Here is a 16,882-nt window from a genome sequence, read left to right on the forward strand (position 1 = left end):
GGAAACGCCATGAGCGATTGGAAAGTCATCTGCCGCATCGACGACATCCCCGTGCTCGGCGCGCGCCGCGTGACGCGGCCCGCGGGCGTGGACGTCGCGGTGTTCCGCAACGCGGACAACCAGGTGTTCGCGCTGCTCGACCGCTGCCCGCACAAGGGCGGCCCGCTGAGCCAGGGCATCGTGTTCGGCACCAGCGTGGCCTGCCCGCTGCACAACTGGGCCATCGGGCTGGACGACGGCTGCGCCAAGTCGCCCGACGAAGGTTGCACGCCGAAGTTCGCGGTGAAGCTCGAAGACGGCGTGGTGCATCTGGATGCGGTCGAACTGGCGACGCATGCCACCGACCTGCCGCGCCCGGTCGCCGGCCCGAAGCCTTTCGCGGTCTTGTCCCCTCTCCTCCACGCCAGCGGTGGAGAGGGCTAGGGTGAGGGCCGCGGCGTGAACACGAACAACAGCATGTCCATGGAACAAGCCGCGAGCCCCCACCCCAACCCTCCCCCGGAAGGGGAGGGAGCAAGAAAGGAGACCCGCTCCACCTGCCCCTACTGCGGCGTCGGCTGCGGCGTCATCATCGAATCGCACGGTGCCGAGATCACCGGCGTGCGCGGCGACCCCGACCACCCGGCCAACTTCGGCCGCCTGTGCACCAAGGGCTCGACGCTGCACCTCACGGCCAGCGCCACGGTCACGCGCCAGACGCGGCTGCTGCAGCCGCTGCAGCGCCTGGCACGCGACGAAGCGCCTACGGCGGTGCCGTGGCACACCGCGCTGGACAACGCAGCTGGCAAGTTCGCGCAGGTGATACGCGACCATGGCCCCGACGCGGTCGGGTTCTACGTGTCGGGCCAACTGCTCACCGAGGACTACTACGTCTTCAACAAGCTCGCCAAGGGCCTGGTGGGCACCAACAACATCGACACCAACTCGCGCCTGTGCATGAGCAGCGCGGTGGCCGGCTACAAGCAGACGCTGGGCGCCGACGCGCCGCCGGCCTGCTACGACGACCTGAAGCACGCCGACTGCCTGTTCATCGTGGGCAGCAACACGGCGTGGGCGCATCCCATCCTGTTTCGCCGCATCGAGGACGCGAAGGCCGCGAACCCGGCGCTGAAGATCGTGGTGGCCGACCCGCGCCGCACCGACACGGTCGAGATTGCCGACCTGTTCCTGCCGATCCAGCCCGGCACCGACGTCATGCTGTTCAACGGCATGCTGCACCTGATGCTGTGGGAAGGCTGGACCGACGCGGCGTACATCGCGGCCCACACCGGCGGCTTCGACGCGCTGAAGGCCACGGTGCGCGAATGCACGCCGGACAAGGTGGCGCAGGTGTGCGGCATCCCGAAGGAAGACCTGTTCGAGGCCGCGCGCCTCTTCGCGACCTCGCCAGCCACGCTGAGCCTGTACTGCCAGGGCCTGAACCAATCTTCGAGCGGCACGGCGAAGAACGCGGCGCTCATCAACCTGCACCTGGCCACCGCGCAGATCGGCAAACCCGGCGCCGGACCGTTCTCGCTGACCGGCCAGCCCAATGCGATGGGCGGCCGCGAAGTCGGCGGCCTGGCCAACCTGCTGAGCGCGCACCGCGACCTGGCGAACCCGGCGCACCGCGCGGAAGTGGCCGCGCTGTGGGGCGTGCCTTCGGTGCCGGAGAAGCCGGGCAAGACCGCCATCGAGATGTTCCAGGCCGCGGCCGACGGCGAGATCCGCGCCCTGTGGATCGCCTGTACCAACCCCGCCCAGTCGATGCCCGACCAGGCCACGGTGCGCCGTGCGCTGGAGCGCGCCGAATTCGTCGTGGTGCAGGAGGCCTTCGCCACCACTGCCACCTGCGCCTTCGCAGACCTGCTGCTGCCCGCCACCACCTGGGGCGAAAAGGAAGGCACCGTGACCAACAGCGAGCGCCGCATCTCGCGCGTGCGAGCCGCGGTGCCGGCGCCGGGCGAGGCGCGCAACGACTGGTCGATCGCGGTGGCCTTCGCGCACCGGCTCGAACGGCAACTGGGCCGCAGCTTCACGCTGTTTCCGTACGACACGGCCGAATCGGTGTGGAACGAGCACCGCGAATCGACGCGCGGGCGCGACCTGGACATCACCGGACTGAGCTATGCGATGCTGGAGACCGCCGGCCCGCAGCAATGGCCGCTGAAGGAAGGCGAAAGCACCGGCCGCGTGCGCCTGTACGAAGACGGCGTGTTCCCCACGCCCGACGGGCGCGCACGTTTCGTCGACACCGTCTACAAGCCGGTGGCCGAGGCCCGCGAGGCGCGCTACCCCTTCTCGCTGAACACCGGCCGGCTGCGCGACCAGTGGCACGGCATGAGCCGCACCGGCACGGCCGGCCGGCTGTTCGGGCACGTGTCGGAACCGATGGTGCAGATGCATGCGCAGGACATGGCGCGCCGGCAGATCCAGGAAGGCGACCTGGTGCACCTCGCGTCGAAGCGCGGCGCGATCGTCCTGCCGGCGCGCGCCAGCGCCGAGGTAGGCATGAGCCAGGCCTTCGTCGCGATGCACTGGGGCGAGGAATACCTGAGCGGCTGCTCGTCGACCGGCGAGCGGCTCGCGGGCATCAATGCGCTGACCACGCCGGCCTTCTGCCCCACTTCGAAGCAGCCCGAGCTGAAGCACACGCCGGTGAAGATCCTGAAGGCCGAGCTGCCCTGGTCGCTGCTGGCCATGGCCTGGCTGCCCGCCGACGAAGCGCTGACCGCGCACCGAGCTCTGCAGCCCTTGATGGCCATGTTTCCGTTCGCGACCTGCGTGCCGTTCGCGGGGAACACGCAGGGCCAGGAACGCAGCGGCCTGCTGTTTCGCGCCGCCGCGCACGACGCGCCCGACGAGGCGCTGGTCGAGCAGATCGAAGCTCTGCTCGGCCTGCGGACCGCCGACACCCTGCGCTACGCCGACCGCCGCCGTGGCCAGCGCCGCTCGGCCCGGCTGGTGCGCCGCCCTGACGGCAGCGCGGGCCTCGACGCCTTCCTGCTGGGCGGCGACACCAGCGCCGAGGCCTGGATCGCCACGCTGCTGCGCGAGGAGATGCCGGCGCAGACCTACGGCCGCCTGCTGCTGTCGCCGGGCGCACGCGCGCCGGTGGCGGTGCAGTCGCGCGGCAAGACGGTGTGCACCTGTTTCAACGTGGCGGACGTGGCGATCCAGACCGAACTGGGGCGTTGCAGCGGCACGGCGGACGAACGGCTGGCCAAGCTGCAGGGGGCGCTGAAGTGCGGCACGAACTGCGGGTCGTGCATTCCGGAGCTCAAGCGGATGGTGCGGGCGACGGCGGTCGAGGCGGAGGCGGTGGCGCCATGACTCCGCGCATGGCTCCTTCCCCCAGCGGGGGAAGGAGAAAAACCGGTGCATAAGCCAACTCACATTCCGGCATAAGCCTTGCAGGACAATCGCCCCACCCATGGGAATCAGTCAATACATCAAGGAAATCGGCCGCGGCGCGCGAGGCGCCAGGCCGCTCACACGCGAACAGGCCACCGACCTGTTCGGCCAGGTGCTGGACGGCAGCGTCACCGACCTCGAAATCGGCGGCTTCTGCCTGGCCATGCGCATCAAGGGCGAAACGCCCGAAGAAATGGCCGGCTTTCTGGACGCCACCCACGCCAGGCTCCACCGCATTCCGGCCGGCGACCGTCCGCTGGTGGTGCTGCCCAGCTACAACGGCGCGCGCAAGCTGCCCGTGCTCACGCCCCTGCTGGCGCTGCTGCTGGCCCGCGAAGGCCTGCCGGTGCTGGTGCACGGCAGCGCGAGCGAAACCTCGCGCGTGCTGGCGTCGAACGTGCTCGCGGCGATGGACATTGCGCCGCTGACGGCCGTTCGCCCCATCGCCAACGGCGAGGCCGCCTTCGCACCCACCGAACTGCTCAACCCCGCGCTCAAGCGCCTGCTCGACGTGCGCCGCGTGGTTGGCCTGCGCAACCCGGGCCACAGCGTGGTCAAGCTCATGCAGCCCGGCGCCGGCCCCTGCGTGGTGGTCGCCAGCTACACGCACCCCGAATACGCGCGCACCATGGGCGAGACCTTCGAGCTCACGCGCCAGACCGCCCTGCTCTCGCGCGGCCTCGAAGGCGAGGTGGTGTCCGACCCCCGCCGCACCGCGCAGATCGACGGCTTCGTGCGCGGCGTGCGCACCGAGCTGCAGGCCCAGCAGCCGGGCACCACCAGCGAAGTGCCGGGCCTGCCGACGGAAATCGACGTGGCCACCACGGCCGAATACACGCGACGCGTGCTGGCCGGCGAGCTGCCCGTGCCGGCGGCGATCGCGACGCAGGTCAGGCACATCACGCAACTGGCATCCCACGCATGAACAACAACGCCACCCCCACCCCTTCTTCCCTCATCGCCGGGCGTTGCACGCTGGTGGGCGCCGGCCCGGGCGACCCGGAGCTGCTGACGGTCAAGGCGGTGAAGGCGATCCAGGCCGCCACGGTGCTGCTGGTGGACGACCTCGTGAACGACGAGATCCTGGCCTATGCCCGCCCCGGCGCGCGCATCGTGCACGTGGGCAAGCGCGGCGGCTGCAAGAGCACGCCGCAGGCCTTCATCGAGCGGCTGATGATCACCGCGGTGCACGAAGGCGAGACCGTGGTGCGGCTCAAGGGCGGTGACCCCTTCATCTTCGGGCGCGGCGGCGAAGAGGTGGCGCACCTGCGCGAAGCCGGTATCCAATGCGCCGTGGTCAACGGCATCACCGCGGGCCTGGCCGCCGTGACCTCGCTGGGCGTGCCGCTCACGCACCGCGACCATGCGCAGGGCGTGGTGTTCGTCACCGGCCACGCCAAGACCGGTGCGGGCGCGGCCGAAGACCCGACCGACTGGCGCGCACTGGCCGCCACGGCGTACAACGCGCGCCTGACGCTGGTGATCTACATGGGCGTGGCGGGTGCCGGGCACATCGAGCGCGAACTGCTGCAAGGCCTGCCGGGCGACACGCCGGTGGCCGTCATCCAGCACGCGAGCCTGCCGCACCAGCGGCACATCGCGACCACGCTGGACAAGCTGCAGAGCGGCATCGCCGAGGCCGGCCTCGCGAGCCCTGCGGTGATCGTGGTGGGCGACGTGCTGCGCGGCCTGGCCGCGGCGCAGTTGCCGGTGGACGCGGACAAGTTCGGCACCTGATCCCGCGGCGGCAGCCCGCCGGGCCGGACTAGCGCAACCTGCACGCGCCGGTCTGTACGCCGTTCGGCCCCCTGGCGGCCCCGGCCTGCACCCCGGTTTGGTGCGGCGTGGCATGGATCCTGCTCGGTCCTCGGCAATGAATGCCGTCGCCACGCCAGTCCCCGCCGCCGTCGAAATCGTCGCGCTCACCAAGCGCTATGCCGCCGGCACGCCGGCCGCCGTCGACCAGATCGACCTGCGCATCGCCAGCGGCAGCTACTGCTGCCTGCTGGGCCCCTCGGGCTGCGGCAAGAGCACCACGCTGCGCATGATCGCGGGGCACGAGTCGGTCACCAGCGGCGACATCCTTCTGGACAACCGGAACATCACCAACCTGCCCGCAGCCGCACGCGGCACGGCCATGATGTTCCAGAGCTTCGCCCTGTTTCCCCACCTGTCGGCCACCGACAACGTGGCCTTCAGCCTCAAGATGAAAGGCGTCGGCAAGGCCGAGCGCCAGAAACGCGCGCACGACCTGCTCGAACGCGTGGCCATGGGCCACCTGGCCGAGCGCAAGCCCGGCGAGCTTTCCGGTGGCCAGCAACAGCGCGTGGCGCTGGCGCGGGCGCTCATCACCGAGCCGCGCGTGCTGCTGCTGGACGAACCGCTGTCCGCGCTCGACCCCTTCCTGCGCATCCAGATGCGCGCCGAACTGCGGCGCTGGCAGAAGGAACTGGGCCTGACCTTCGTGCACGTCACCCACTCGCAGGAAGAAGCAATGGCGCTGGCCGACACCATGGTGGTCATGAACCACGGCGTGATCGAGCAGGTCGGAGCGCCGCACGCCATCTACAACCACCCGGCCAGCGAGTTCGTGGCGCGCTTCATGGGCGGGCACAACGTGTTCGACACGCCCGCCGGCCCCATCGCCGTGCGCAACGACCACATGCGGATTGCCGCGTCGGACAGCGGCGCCACCGGCGGCCTGGCCGCCACGGTGACCGACGTCGAGTACCAGGGCACCTATGTGCTGCTCGGCCTGGCGCTGCAGGCGGCCGCGCCGGGACGCCAGAACGTGTCGGTCCTGCTGGGCGAAGCCGCCTTCCTGGCGAGCCCGATCGCACAGGGCGAGACGGTGCGCCTGTCATGGGCCGACGGTGATGCCCGCACGCTCGGCCCCGGCGTCAGGCCGCCGGGCGAGCGTGCACCGGCGCCGCCCCAGACCGGCGCCCTGCGCGACGACAACGCCGCGATCGCCATGACCCTGTAGGCAGGCCGCTGCCCACCCAGTCCCCCCTTTTTTCCGCGTCCCTTTCCACTTGTCATTCACGGAGACTCAGCCATGACCGAACCCATCGACTCGTCCGCCGGCGTCAAGCGCCGCACGCTGCTGCAAGGCACCGCCGGCATCCTTGCCACGGGCATCGCGCCCTTCGTGCATGCGCAGGAAAAAGTCGTGCTGCGCTACCTGGGCACCGCGGTGAACCAGGACAAGGCCATTGCCGAAAAATTCAAGGCCGACACCGGCATCGAGATCCAGTACGTGGCCGTGACCACCGACGACGTGACCAAGCGCGCCGTGACCGCGCCCAACAGCTTCGACCTGATCGACACCGAGTTCTTCTCGCTCAAGAAGATCGTGCCCACCGGCAACCTGAAGGGCATCGACACCAAGCGCGTGAAGAACGCCGACAAGATCACCTCGCTGTTCACCAAGGGCGAAGTCGCCGGCAAGAAGGTCGGCAGCCAGGGCACGGCGCCGGTCAAGGTGATTTATCTGGAGGGCGAGAAGAGCAAGGTCTTCGCCAAGTCGGCCACGCAGTTCATGTCGCTGATTCCGACCACCTACAACGCCGACACGCTGGGCATTCGCCCCGACCTGATCAAGCGCCCGATCTCCTCGTGGGCCGAGCTGCTGAACCCCGAGTTCAAGGGCAAGACGGCGATCCTGAACATTCCGTCCATCGGCATCATGGACGCCGCGATGGTGGTGGAGGCCAAGGGTATCCGCAAGTACGCCGACAAGGGCAACATGACCAAGGCCGAGATCGACCTGACGATCAAGACCCTGATCGAGGCCAAGAAGGCCGGCCAGTTCCGCGCGCTGTGGAAGGACTTCAACGAGTCGGTGAACCTGATGTCCTCGGGCGAGGTCGTGATCCAGTCGATGTGGTCGCCCGCCGTCACGGCCGTGCGCAGCAAGGGCATCGACTGCACGTTCCAGCCGCTCAAGGAAGGCTATCGCGCCTGGGCCTCGGGCTTCGGCCTGCCGGCCACGCTCTCGGGCAAGAAGCTGGACGGCGCCTACGAGTTCATCAACTGGTTCCTCGACGGCTGGGCCGGCGCGTACCTCAACCGCCAGGGCTACTACAGCGCCGTGCTGGACACCGCCAAGACCAAGATGGAAGCCTACGAGTGGGCCTACTGGATGGAAGGCAAGGCCGCCGCGCAGGACATCAAGAGCCCGCAGGGCGACGTGATCGCCAAGGCCGGTTCGGTGCGCGACGGCGGCAGCTACGAGCAGCGCATGGGCGGCATCGCCTGCTGGAACGCGGTCATGGACGAGAACGAGTACATGGTGCGCAAGTGGAACGAGTTCGTCGCCGCGTGAGGAGGCTGGGCCTGTTAGCGAAACACCACGGATGCGGCTTTGCCGGGCCGCAGGTGTTGCCCACGGCAGGGGGTTGGCGTAGCGACACGAAGTGCGCGAAGACTGGGGGCGAGCTTTGACTGTCAAGGCGTGGTGGCAGGCGGCGCCGTTCGCGCTGGTCTTCCTGCTGTTCTTCCTGATTCCGCTGGCGCTGGTCGCGATGGTCAGCCTGTGGAATTTCAACGAATACGAGTTGATTCCCGCGGTCACGCTGCGCAACTACCTGAGCCTGTTCGAAGGCTGCTCGCACCTCACCGACAACGGCGACCTGTGCGTCACGCTCAACACCTACCTGAGCACGTTCAAGTTCTGCGTGCTGGTGTGGGGCATCACGCTGCTGATCGGGTTTTCGGTGGCGTACTTCCTGGCGTTCCATGTGCGCTCGTCGACCATGCAGACGGTGCTGTTCGTGCTGTGCACGGTGCCGTTCTGGACGTCGAACGTGATCCGCATGATCTCGTGGGTGCCGCTGCTGGGCCGCAACGGGCTGGTCAACCAGGCGCTGATGGGCGTGGGCCTCGTCGACCAGCCGGTGGAGTGGCTGCTGTTCTCCGATTTTTCGGTGGTGCTGGCTTTCGTGCACCTGTACACGATGTTCATGATCGTGCCGATCTTCAACAGCATGATGCGCATCGACCGTTCGCTGCTCGAGGCGGCCAGCGACGCGGGTGCGTCGGGCTGGCAGACGCTGTGGAACGTGGTGGTGCCGCTGTCGCGCACCGGCATCCTGATCGGCTCCATCTTCGTCATCACCATCGTCATGGGCGACTTCGTCACCATCGGCGTGATGGGGGGGCAGCAGATCGCCTCGATCGGCAAGATCATCCAGGTGCAGACCTCCTACCTGCAGTTTCCGCTGGCAGCGGCCAACGCGATGATCCTGCTGGCAGTGGTGCTGATGATCATCTGGGGGCTGACCCGGCTGGTCGACATTCGCAAGGAGCTCTAGGGTGAAAATCGGCGAACAACGCAGCCCCGGCTTCTGGCCCCTCGCGACGGTCTTCGCACTCTTCGTGCTGTTTCTCTACGGCCCGATGATCACGATCTTCGTGCTCAGCTTCCAGGGCCCCGAGGGCGGCCTGACGTTCCCGCTGCGGGGCGTGTCGTTGCACTGGTTCTACAAGCTGGCCGAAGGCCTGGGCACCGTCGACATCGGCGCGGCCTTCCGGCGCTCGCTGGCGCTCGGGGCGGTGGTGATGGCCTTCACCGTGGTGCTGTCGGTGCTTGCAGGGCTGGCGTTCCGCAAGAAACTGGCGGGCAGCAACGCCCTCTTCTTCGTGACGGTGGCGAGCCTGATCATGCCGTCGATCATCATTTCGCTGGGCATCGGCCTGCAGTTCCGGCTGCTCGACACCGGCGTGAAGGCACTGCTGAGCGCACTGGACGCCACCACGCTGCTCGAAGGCTACGGCACCGCGCTCGGCCTGTTCAGCTCCGCCCTGGGGGCCCACCTCACGTGGACGCTGCCCTTCGGGCTGCTCATCATGTTCGCGGTGTTCAACCGCTTCAACCCGGCCTACGAAGAAGCCGCGCGCGACCTGGGCGCCACGCCGTGGCAAACCTTCCGCTTCGTGGTGCTGCCGCTGATCGGCCCCTCGATCGTGGGCATCGGCATGTTCGGCTTCACCCTGTCGTGGGACGAGATTGCCCGCACCTCGCAGGCCATCGGCGACGTCAACACGCTCCCGCTGGAGCTGCAGGGCCTGACCTCGACCGTGACCACGCCTTCGATCTATGCGCTGGGCACGGTGACCACCGTGGTGTCGCTGCTCGTGATGGCCGTGGCATTGGGCGCCGCCGCGCTGCTCGGCCGGCGCTCCACCCCCAAGCGCTGAGCCACCGAGGGCCTGAGGCCGCGGGTTGCGCGGGCGGTGTCCCTGGAGCGCGCCAGCACGGCCCGGCCCTGCCAGCGCCGAGCCGGACGCGTTGAAGAAAAAAGCTGACGCCGCGGGGCACTTCACCGTGCTAAGAAAAGGGTTCGGGAAAGTCGTAGCGCCGCCATGCAGCGCAGTGACACCTGATTACACAACCCACCCCACGAGAGCGCTCATGACAATCACCATCAACGGGTCGCCGGCCGAGTTGCCCAACGACCCCAGGGTTTCGTTGCTCGATTTCCTGCGCGAGCATCGCCAGCTGTTCGGTGCCAAGAAAGGCTGCAACCAGGGCGCATGCGGCGCGTGCACCGTGCTCGTCGACGGCGAACGCGTGCTCTCGTGCCTGGCGCTGGCTGTGCAATACCAGGGCCGTTCGGTCACCACCATCGAAGGTCTTGCCCCGCAAGGCGACCTGCACCCGTTGCAAAAGGCCTTCATCGCGCACGACGGCTTCCAGTGCGGCTACTGCACGCCTGGCCAGGTCTGTTCCGCCGTGGGAATGGCGCAGGAACTCAGGCAGGGCGTTCCCAGCCACGTCACAGCCGACCTCTGTACGCAGACCATCGCGCTCAGCCACGACGAGCTGCGTGAACGCATGAGCGGCAACGTGTGCCGCTGCGGCGCCTACAACGGCATCGCCGCGGCCATTGCCGAGACATTCGAGGGGGTGCCTTCATGAACCCCTTCACCTACGCCCGCGCGCAAGACGCAGGCGATGCACTCCGGCTCGGCAGCCAACCCGGCGCCAAGTACCTCGGCGGCGGCACGAACCTGGTCGACCTGATGCGCGAAACCATCGAGCGTCCGATCGCCCTGGTGGATGTGACGGACCTGTCCTGCGACATCGAAGAACGGCCCGACGGAAGCCTGCTGATCGGCGCCGCGACCCGCAACACGGCACTCGCCTCGCACCGCGCCGTGCGAGCCCGTTACCCGGTGCTCGCACGGGCCGTCACCGCCGGCGCATCGGCGCAGATCCGCAACATGGCGACCGTCGGCGGCAACATGCTGCAGCGCACCCGCTGCGCGTATTTCTACGACGACGAAGGGTCGCGCTGCAACAAGCGCACCCCCGGCCAGGGGTGCGACGCAGCCGAAGGCATCAACCGCTTCCATGCCATCCTGGGTGCTTCGCCCAGCTGTGTCGCCACGCATCCGTCCGACATGTGCGTGGCGCTCGCCTCGCTGGGCGCCGTGGTGCATCTGCGGAACTCGCGTGGCGAACGCACGCTGCCGTTCACGGACCTGCATCGCCTGCCCGAAGACCGCCCCGACATCGAGACGCTGCTCGAGCCGGGCGAACTCATCACTGCTGTCGAGTTGCCTGCGCTGCCTTTCGGGGCGCGATCGACCTACCGGAAGGTGCGCGACCGCTCGAGCTATGCCTTCGCGCTGATTTCCGTGGCGGCAGTGCTGGAGCTCGACGGCGACACCGTCAAGGACGTGCGCATTGCACTCGGTGGCGTCGCGCACAAGCCCTGGCGCGCCTGGAAGGCCGAAGACGCGCTGCGGGGGAGACCAGCCACCGCGCAAGCCTTCCGTGCCGCCGCAGAGGCGGAAATGGCGGCTGCGCAGCCGCTGCGCGACAACGGATTCAAGATCGAGCTGGCAAGGCGGACGATCGCCGCGGTGCTCGGCGAACTGAAGGAGATGCAAGCATGAGCGTCATTCAAGAGGCCGCTCAGGCGGTCATGAAAAAGGCCATCGCCCTCGCGCCCGACGCATGGGTGCCCGGGGGCAAGCCCGATCCGCTGATCGCGCGCAAGGAGGGCCTGATCGGTGCGCCGGTCTCACGCCTCGACGGGCCGCTCAAGGTGCAGGGGCAGGCTAGGTTCGCGGCCGAGTTTCCGATGGAGGGAATGGTCTACGCCGCGCTCGTCTACAGCACGGTGCCACGGGGCCGGATCGCGACGCTGGACACGGGGGCGGCGCAAGCAGCGCCCGGCGTGGTGCTGGTGATGAGCCACGAGAATGCACCGCGCATGAAACCCATGCCGCTCTTCATGTCCAAGGACAAGGCGGCCGGGGGCGACGACCTGCCCGTCCTGCAGGACGACCAGATTCACTGGAACGGCCAGCCGATCGCCTTGGTGCTGGCGCAGACGCAGGAGCAGGCCGATCACGCGAAGTCGCTGGTTCGCGTCGTCTACGAAACCGCGCCGGCCACGACCTCGCTCGCGGCTGCCAAGGCCAAGGGAACGAAGCCCGGCACGTTCCAGGGCGAGCCGCTCAAGCTGGAGATCGGCGACGCCGAAGCAGCGCTGGCAGCCGCCCCGCACCGTGTCGACGTCAGGTACGCCACGCCGCGCCACAACCACAACGCGATCGAGCTGCATGCGGCGACCGTGGCCTGGAAGGGAGACGAACTCACCATCCACGACGCCTCGCAAGCGGTCACGCACATGGCCTGGTCCATGGCGGAAATCTTCGGGATCGACGAGAAACAGGTGCACGTGACGTCGCCCTTTGTGGGCGGCGGCTTCGGCGGCAAGACACTGTGGCGCCACCAGGTTCTTGCAGCGGCGGCGTCGAAGCTCGCCGGGCGTCCGGTGCGCATCATGCTCACGCGTGAAGGCGTCTACCGCGTGGTCGGCGGGCGAACGAACACCGAACAGCGTGTCGCGATCGGTGCGCAGGCGGACGGGCGCTTCGACGCGCTGATCCACACCGGCGTGGTGACCATGACCGCGCACAACAACATGCCCGAGCCGTTCATCCTGCCGGCGCGCTCCGCCTACGCGGCCGGCAGCTTCAAGCTCGACGTCGAGGTGGCGACCCTCGACATGCTGGCCAACACGTTCATGCGCGCGCCCGGCGAGGCGGTCGGCACCTTCGCGCTGGAGAGTGCCATCGACGAACTGGCCGATGCCATGCAGATGGACCCGATCGAGCTTCGCATCCGCAACGAGCCGCAGAAGGACCCGACCACGGGCGCCCCCTTCTCGTCGCGCCACATCGTCGAGGCCTACCGCTCCGGCGCCGAGCGCTTCGGCTGGACCCGTCGAAACGCGACGCCGGGCACACGCCGCGAAGGGGAATGGCTGGTCGGCATGGGTTGCGCCACCGCCACCTACCCTTACTACCGCATGCAGGGAGGCGCGGCGCGCATCACGCTTGCGAAAGACGGCCGGGTGTCGGTCGAGATTGCGGCGCATGAAATGGGCATGGGCACCGCCACCGCGCAAACGCAGGTCACCGCCGAGCGGCTCGGCCTGACGATGGACCAGGTGAAGTTCTGCCACGGCGATTCGCGCTTTCCCGGGGTCGTGCTTGCAGGGGGGTCGCAGCAGACTGCCTCGATCGGCAGCGCAGTCATGGCGGCGCAGCATGAACTCTTCGCAGCGCTGTTGAAGCTTTGCGACAAGGACTCGCCCTTGCATGGCCTGAAGCCCGACGATGTGGTCGGCCGCGACGGCGGCATCGGCAACGTCGATGATCCCGCTCGTTTCGAAAGCTATGCCGCCATATTGGCGCGCGCCGGGCGCGACGAGCTGGTCGTCGAGGCCAGCGCCCCGCCCCCGCTCGAGACCATGCATTGGTCGATGCACTCGCACGGCGCCATGTTCTGCGAGGTGCGGGTGAACGAGGTGACCGGCGAGACGCGGGTCAGCCGCTTTCTAGGGTCGTTCGACTGCGGACGCATCCTCAACGCCAAGACGGCCGCCAGCCAGTTCCGTGGCGGCATCGTCATGGGACTGGGCCTGGCGTTGATGGAAGAAACGCAATTCGACGAGCGCAACGGCCGCATCATGAATGCCAGCCTTTCCGATTACCACGTGCCAGTGCACATGGACGTGCCCGAGATCGACGTGATGTGGACCGACATACCCGACCCGCACTCGCCCATGGGCGCCCACGGCGTAGGCGAGATCGGCATCACCGGCGTGGGCGCCGCGGTGGCCAATGCTGTGTTCAACGCGTGCGGAAAGCGGGTTCGAACGCTGCCCATCACGTTGGACAAGCTGATGAGCTGACGCAGCGGCACAGCGGCACAGCGGTCCAAGGGAGCAAAGGAGCCCGGGGGTCAAGGGCGGGCGACGCTGCCAGCCCACCGGGCCACCAGCAGCGTCTCGATGTCGTGCACACGGCGGCCCGTGGCGCGGGCGACGGCGTCGCGGTAAGGCGGCATGTTGGTGCACTCCAGCACGATGTCTTCGACCCCCGGATGAAGCGCCACCAGACGGACCGCGGCATCGACCACGTCGCGTTCGGCCTGCGCGAGGTCGAGCCGCGTCTCGTTGTTCAGGATGCTCCGATGGAACTCGCAGCCCGGCTGCACGCCTTGCACCGGCGTGTGCCGCGGAACGTCGGCCGCATCGAGGATGGCCCGGCTCATCGACTCGGCATCGAAGGTCAGGATGCCAGGCCGCGCGAACTCCCGGCATTGCAGCAGGCTCGACGTGACCACAGGTACGTGCACCGCACGGGCCAGCACCTGCTGGTACGCCGCGAGAAAACCGCAGCTGGTCGTGAGCATCGCCGCGCCCTCCCCGGCCAGCCGCAGCGCGCCGTCGACGAAGGGTTGCAGCAGCGAAGGGTCTGCCTCTTTCACGATGCGCTCGGGCGACGCGCCCTCGATCGTGAGCAAGCGCACGGCCATGCCGTGCCGCTCGAAAGTCGCCGGGTTGCCCACGTCGCCCGGCGGCCGCGGAAACCGCGTGTCGAGCATCAGCACGCCGAGAAAGGGCGCTGCGTCGCGCACAACACGCGCCACTATGCCGCCGCGCCCTTGAAGCGGCCCAGGAAAGCCTGCGTGGCCGCTTGCCGCGGGTTGTCGATCACCACATCCGGAGGCCCGCTTTCAGCGACCACGCCGTCGCGCATGAAGACGACCTGGTCGGCCACCTCGCGCGCGAAGCCGATCTCGTGCGTCACCAGGACCATGGTCATGCCGTCCTTCGCCAGGCCCTTGATGACGCCGAGCACCTCGCCGACCAGCTCCGGGTCGAGGGCGGACGTCGCCTCGTCGAACAGCATCACGGCGGGCTTCATGGCCAGTGCGCGCGCAATGGCCACGCGCTGCTTCTGGCCGCCCGAGAGCTTGTCGGGAAAGTAGTCCGCGCGATCGAGCAGGCCCACCTTGGCGAGCAGCGCGCGCGCCTCGGCCTCGGCCTGCGCCCTGGGCGTCTTCAGCACGGTGACGGGACCTTCCATCACGTTGCGCAGCACCGTCATGTGCGGGAAGAGATTGAAATGCTGGAACACCATGCCCGTCGACGCCCGGAAGCGTGCGAGCGCGCGCTCATTGGGCAGCGTGGTGTGCACGCCGTTGAACTCGATGGTCTGCTCGCCCACGGTGATGCGCCCGCCCTGGGGCACCGACAGCAGGTTGATGCAGCGCAGCAGCGTCGACTTGCCCGAGCCCGAGGGCCCGATGATCGCGACCACCTGGCCGCGCTCGACCTGCAGCGAAATGTCCTTCAGGACGACGTTCTGCCCGAAGGCCTTCCTGAGGTTGCTGATCTCGATCAGGGGCTGGGGCATCTCAGACTTCTTCCTTCGGCCCGGCGCCGAATTCCATGCGCTTGGCCCAGATGGTGACGGGCAGCAGCACCGCAAAGTAGGCGACCGCGATGAAGGTGTAGAGCTCCAGCGGGCGGTAGGTTTCGTGCGCGATCACCTGGCCCTGGTAGAGCAGGTCGGGCACGGCCAGCACGGACAGCAGCGAGGTGTTCTTCAGCTGCATGATCGACTGGCTCATGAGCGGCGGCACCATGCGCTTGAACGCCTGCGGCAGCACCACGCGGCGCATGAGCTGCATGCGCGTCATGCCGAGCGCGCGGGCCGCCTCGACCTGGCCGCTGTCGATGGAAATGATGCCGCCGCGCACGATCTCGGAGTAGAAGGCGCCGCCGTACAGCGACAGGCACAGCGTTGCGGCGACCACCGCAGATATCTCCAGCCCGGTGAGCACCGGCAGCGCGTAGTAGAACCACACGAGCTGCACCAGCACCGGCGTGCAGCGGAACACCTCGATGTAGGCGCGGATCGGCGCCGACACCCAGGGGTTGCGCGACAGGCGCCCCAGCCCCGTCGCCAGGCCGACGATGAGCCCGAGCACGATGCACACGACGGTGAAGACCAGCGTGTAGGCCAGGCCGATGAGCAACAGCCTGCGGTAGGTCCAGAGCACGCCGAAATCCCAGTCGTAGGCCGTGCCCGACGCGCCGCCGGAAAAATGGCGCACCGCGGCCCAGATGCCGGCCAGCACGCACGCCAGCAGCACGGCCGTGCCGAGCCGGGAGCGGCCCCTGGGCTCGCTCGCGGGATCCTGGAGGTCCATGACGCCCCCTTCAGAACTTGATTTCGGGCGGGAAGGCGCTGGCCGGCACGCCCGCGAGCTTTTCCATGTTCTTCAGGATGACGCTGCGGACTTCGCCCTTGGTGCGCTCTTCGGCCAGCCAGGCGTTCACTGCCTTCTGCAGGCCGGGGTCGGTGTCCTTGCGCAGGCCGATGCTCACGGGCGCGGTGTAGACCGGCTGCGGGACGTACATCGTGCCCAGGCCCGGACGCTTGGCCAGCAGCGGCTCGGCCAGCAGGATCACGAGCACCTGGCAGTCAGCACGGCCGGCCTGCAGGGACATGGTGGCGGCGCCGGAGTTCTCCAGGCGGGTGACCTCGGCCTTCGGCAGCACGCGCTGGGCCAGCTGGTCGTGGCTGGAGCCGATGTCCACCACGATCTTGGTGTCGGGCGTGTTCAGCTGCTCCCAGCTCTTTTGCGGCACGCCCTTCTTGCAGACCACCGTGTAGGTGTTCTCGAACAGCGTGTCGGCAAAGTTGACCATGGCGGCGCGCTGCGGCGACGGGGCCAGGCCGAACATGGCGTCGATCTTGTTGGACTGAAGGTCGAGCACCGCATTGCCCCAGGTGGTCTCGACGTATTCGACCTTGGCGCCGAGGTTCTTGGCCAGGCTCTCGCTGAAGTCGGGGCCGAAGCCTTCCCACTTGCCGGTGCCGGGGTCCTTGGCGAAATACGGAATGGCGCCGGCAATGGCGCCAACGCGCAGCACATGCGTGCGCTGAACCCGCGCGAGCGAGCTTTCCTGGGTTTGGGCAAAGGCCGACCCGAGGGTGCAGGCGGCAACGGCAGCCACGAGGGCGCGAATGAAATTTCGTTTGATGGTCACGACCACTCCAAGCAATTAGTTTGCCAATATACAAAGCTCGACGATTGTGTCCCAAGGTGCGCACGGCGTCCGTTGCGCCGGGGAAGCGCCCGCGAGCACCCGGGAGCACCCGGGAAGGA

At 68.2% G+C, this 16,882-nt stretch carries 15 protein-coding genes; 11 read left to right on the plus strand and 4 right to left on the minus strand.

The annotated features are described in order from the left end of the window. Nucleotides 1-9 precede the first annotated feature (9 nt). The 11 genes from nirD to AC0IYU_RS21500 all read left to right on the plus strand — a co-directional run bounded on the left by nirD (nucleotide 10) and on the right by AC0IYU_RS21500 (nucleotide 13,610). Entirely contained in the window at nucleotides 10-423 is a 414-nt protein-coding gene (gene nirD, locus AC0IYU_RS21450) for a nitrite reductase small subunit NirD (protein ID WP_472120809.1), read from the plus strand. 39 nt (nucleotides 424-462) lie between these two features. Further along, nucleotides 463-3,312 carry a nitrate reductase gene (locus AC0IYU_RS21455; protein WP_472121038.1) on the plus strand — a complete coding sequence of 950 codons (2,850 nt, stop codon included), beginning with the start codon at nucleotides 463-465 and terminating at the stop codon, nucleotides 3,310-3,312. Between the two features lie 100 nt (nucleotides 3,313-3,412). Next, complete coding sequence (gene ybiB / locus AC0IYU_RS21460; RefSeq protein WP_472120811.1) at nucleotides 3,413-4,318, plus strand: DNA-binding protein YbiB; 906 nt, start codon at nucleotides 3,413-3,415, stop codon at nucleotides 4,316-4,318. Next, nucleotides 4,315-5,130 (plus strand): uroporphyrinogen-III C-methyltransferase, encoded by an 816-nt coding sequence (gene cobA, locus AC0IYU_RS21465; protein ID WP_472120813.1) that lies wholly within the window; start codon nucleotides 4,315-4,317, stop codon nucleotides 5,128-5,130. Before ybiB ends, cobA begins: the two co-directional genes overlap by 4 nt. Nucleotides 5,131-5,266: 136 nt before the next feature. Then, a complete protein-coding gene (locus AC0IYU_RS21470; RefSeq protein WP_472120814.1) occupies nucleotides 5,267-6,379 on the plus strand; it encodes an ABC transporter ATP-binding protein in 1,113 nt (370 codons plus the stop codon). Nucleotides 6,380-6,451: 72 nt separating this feature from the next. Beyond that, a complete protein-coding gene (locus AC0IYU_RS21475) occupies nucleotides 6,452-7,720 on the plus strand; it encodes an ABC transporter substrate-binding protein (protein WP_472120816.1) in 1,269 nt (422 codons plus the stop codon). A gap of 115 nt (nucleotides 7,721-7,835) precedes the next feature. Continuing rightward, the gene (locus tag AC0IYU_RS21480) at nucleotides 7,836-8,708 is read left to right on the plus strand and encodes an ABC transporter permease (RefSeq protein ID WP_472120818.1); all 873 of its coding nucleotides are present in this window, start codon (nucleotides 7,836-7,838) and stop codon (nucleotides 8,706-8,708) included. Between the two features lies 1 nt (nucleotide 8,709). Further along, the gene (locus tag AC0IYU_RS21485) at nucleotides 8,710-9,594 is read left to right on the plus strand and encodes an ABC transporter permease (protein ID WP_472120820.1); all 885 of its coding nucleotides are present in this window, start codon (nucleotides 8,710-8,712) and stop codon (nucleotides 9,592-9,594) included. 214 nt (nucleotides 9,595-9,808) lie between these two features. After that, nucleotides 9,809-10,315: a 2Fe-2S iron-sulfur cluster-binding protein gene (locus tag AC0IYU_RS21490; RefSeq protein WP_472120822.1), complete on the plus strand. Its 507-nt coding sequence runs from the start codon at nucleotides 9,809-9,811 to the stop codon at nucleotides 10,313-10,315. Beyond that, nucleotides 10,312-11,298, plus strand: coding sequence for an FAD binding domain-containing protein (locus AC0IYU_RS21495; protein ID WP_472120824.1), 987 nt, complete (start codon nucleotides 10,312-10,314; stop codon nucleotides 11,296-11,298). The genes AC0IYU_RS21490 and AC0IYU_RS21495 overlap by 4 nt, the downstream gene beginning before the upstream one ends. Continuing rightward, complete coding sequence (locus AC0IYU_RS21500; protein ID WP_472120827.1) at nucleotides 11,295-13,610, plus strand: xanthine dehydrogenase family protein molybdopterin-binding subunit; 2,316 nt, start codon at nucleotides 11,295-11,297, stop codon at nucleotides 13,608-13,610. Before AC0IYU_RS21495 ends, AC0IYU_RS21500 begins: the two co-directional genes overlap by 4 nt. Nucleotides 13,611-13,660: 50 nt before the next feature. Here the strand turns inward: AC0IYU_RS21500 and AC0IYU_RS21505 are convergent, their stop codons facing one another. The 4 genes from AC0IYU_RS21505 to AC0IYU_RS21520 are packed head-to-tail and all read right to left on the minus strand — an operon-like array spanning nucleotide 13,661 to nucleotide 16,763. Further along, nucleotides 13,661-14,338 (minus strand): aspartate/glutamate racemase family protein, encoded by a 678-nt coding sequence (locus tag AC0IYU_RS21505; RefSeq protein ID WP_472120830.1) that lies wholly within the window; start codon nucleotides 14,336-14,338, stop codon nucleotides 13,661-13,663. A gap of 11 nt (nucleotides 14,339-14,349) precedes the next feature. Next, entirely contained in the window at nucleotides 14,350-15,120 is a 771-nt protein-coding gene (locus AC0IYU_RS21510; protein ID WP_472120833.1) for an amino acid ABC transporter ATP-binding protein, read from the minus strand. Nucleotide 15,121: 1 nt separating this feature from the next. After that, nucleotides 15,122-15,919, minus strand: a complete 798-nt coding sequence (locus AC0IYU_RS21515) for an amino acid ABC transporter permease (RefSeq protein ID WP_472120836.1) — start codon at nucleotides 15,917-15,919, stop codon at nucleotides 15,122-15,124. Between the two features lie 10 nt (nucleotides 15,920-15,929). Continuing rightward, a complete protein-coding gene (locus AC0IYU_RS21520) occupies nucleotides 15,930-16,763 on the minus strand; it encodes a transporter substrate-binding domain-containing protein (protein ID WP_472120839.1) in 834 nt (277 codons plus the stop codon). Between the last annotated feature and the right edge of the window lie 119 nt (nucleotides 16,764-16,882).

Source organism: Variovorax sp. AC103, assembly GCF_979254005.1.

Coding starts and splice junctions, on each gene's coding strand:
- nirD (WP_472120809.1), top strand. CDS start 10: ATGAGCGATTGGAAAGTCATCTGCCGCATCGACGACATCCCCGTGCTC.
- AC0IYU_RS21455 (WP_472121038.1), top strand. CDS start 463: ATGGAACAAGCCGCGAGCCCCCACCCCAACCCTCCCCCGGAAGGGGAG.
- ybiB (WP_472120811.1), top strand. CDS start 3,413: ATGGGAATCAGTCAATACATCAAGGAAATCGGCCGCGGCGCGCGAGGC.
- cobA (WP_472120813.1), top strand. CDS start 4,315: ATGAACAACAACGCCACCCCCACCCCTTCTTCCCTCATCGCCGGGCGT.
- AC0IYU_RS21470 (WP_472120814.1), top strand. CDS start 5,267: ATGAATGCCGTCGCCACGCCAGTCCCCGCCGCCGTCGAAATCGTCGCG.
- AC0IYU_RS21475 (WP_472120816.1), top strand. CDS start 6,452: ATGACCGAACCCATCGACTCGTCCGCCGGCGTCAAGCGCCGCACGCTG.
- AC0IYU_RS21490 (WP_472120822.1), top strand. CDS start 9,809: ATGACAATCACCATCAACGGGTCGCCGGCCGAGTTGCCCAACGACCCC.
- AC0IYU_RS21495 (WP_472120824.1), top strand. CDS start 10,312: ATGAACCCCTTCACCTACGCCCGCGCGCAAGACGCAGGCGATGCACTC.
- AC0IYU_RS21500 (WP_472120827.1), top strand. CDS start 11,295: ATGAGCGTCATTCAAGAGGCCGCTCAGGCGGTCATGAAAAAGGCCATC.
- AC0IYU_RS21510 (WP_472120833.1), bottom strand. CDS start 15,120: ATGCCCCAGCCCCTGATCGAGATCAGCAACCTCAGGAAGGCCTTCGGG.
- AC0IYU_RS21515 (WP_472120836.1), bottom strand. CDS start 15,919: ATGGACCTCCAGGATCCCGCGAGCGAGCCCAGGGGCCGCTCCCGGCTC.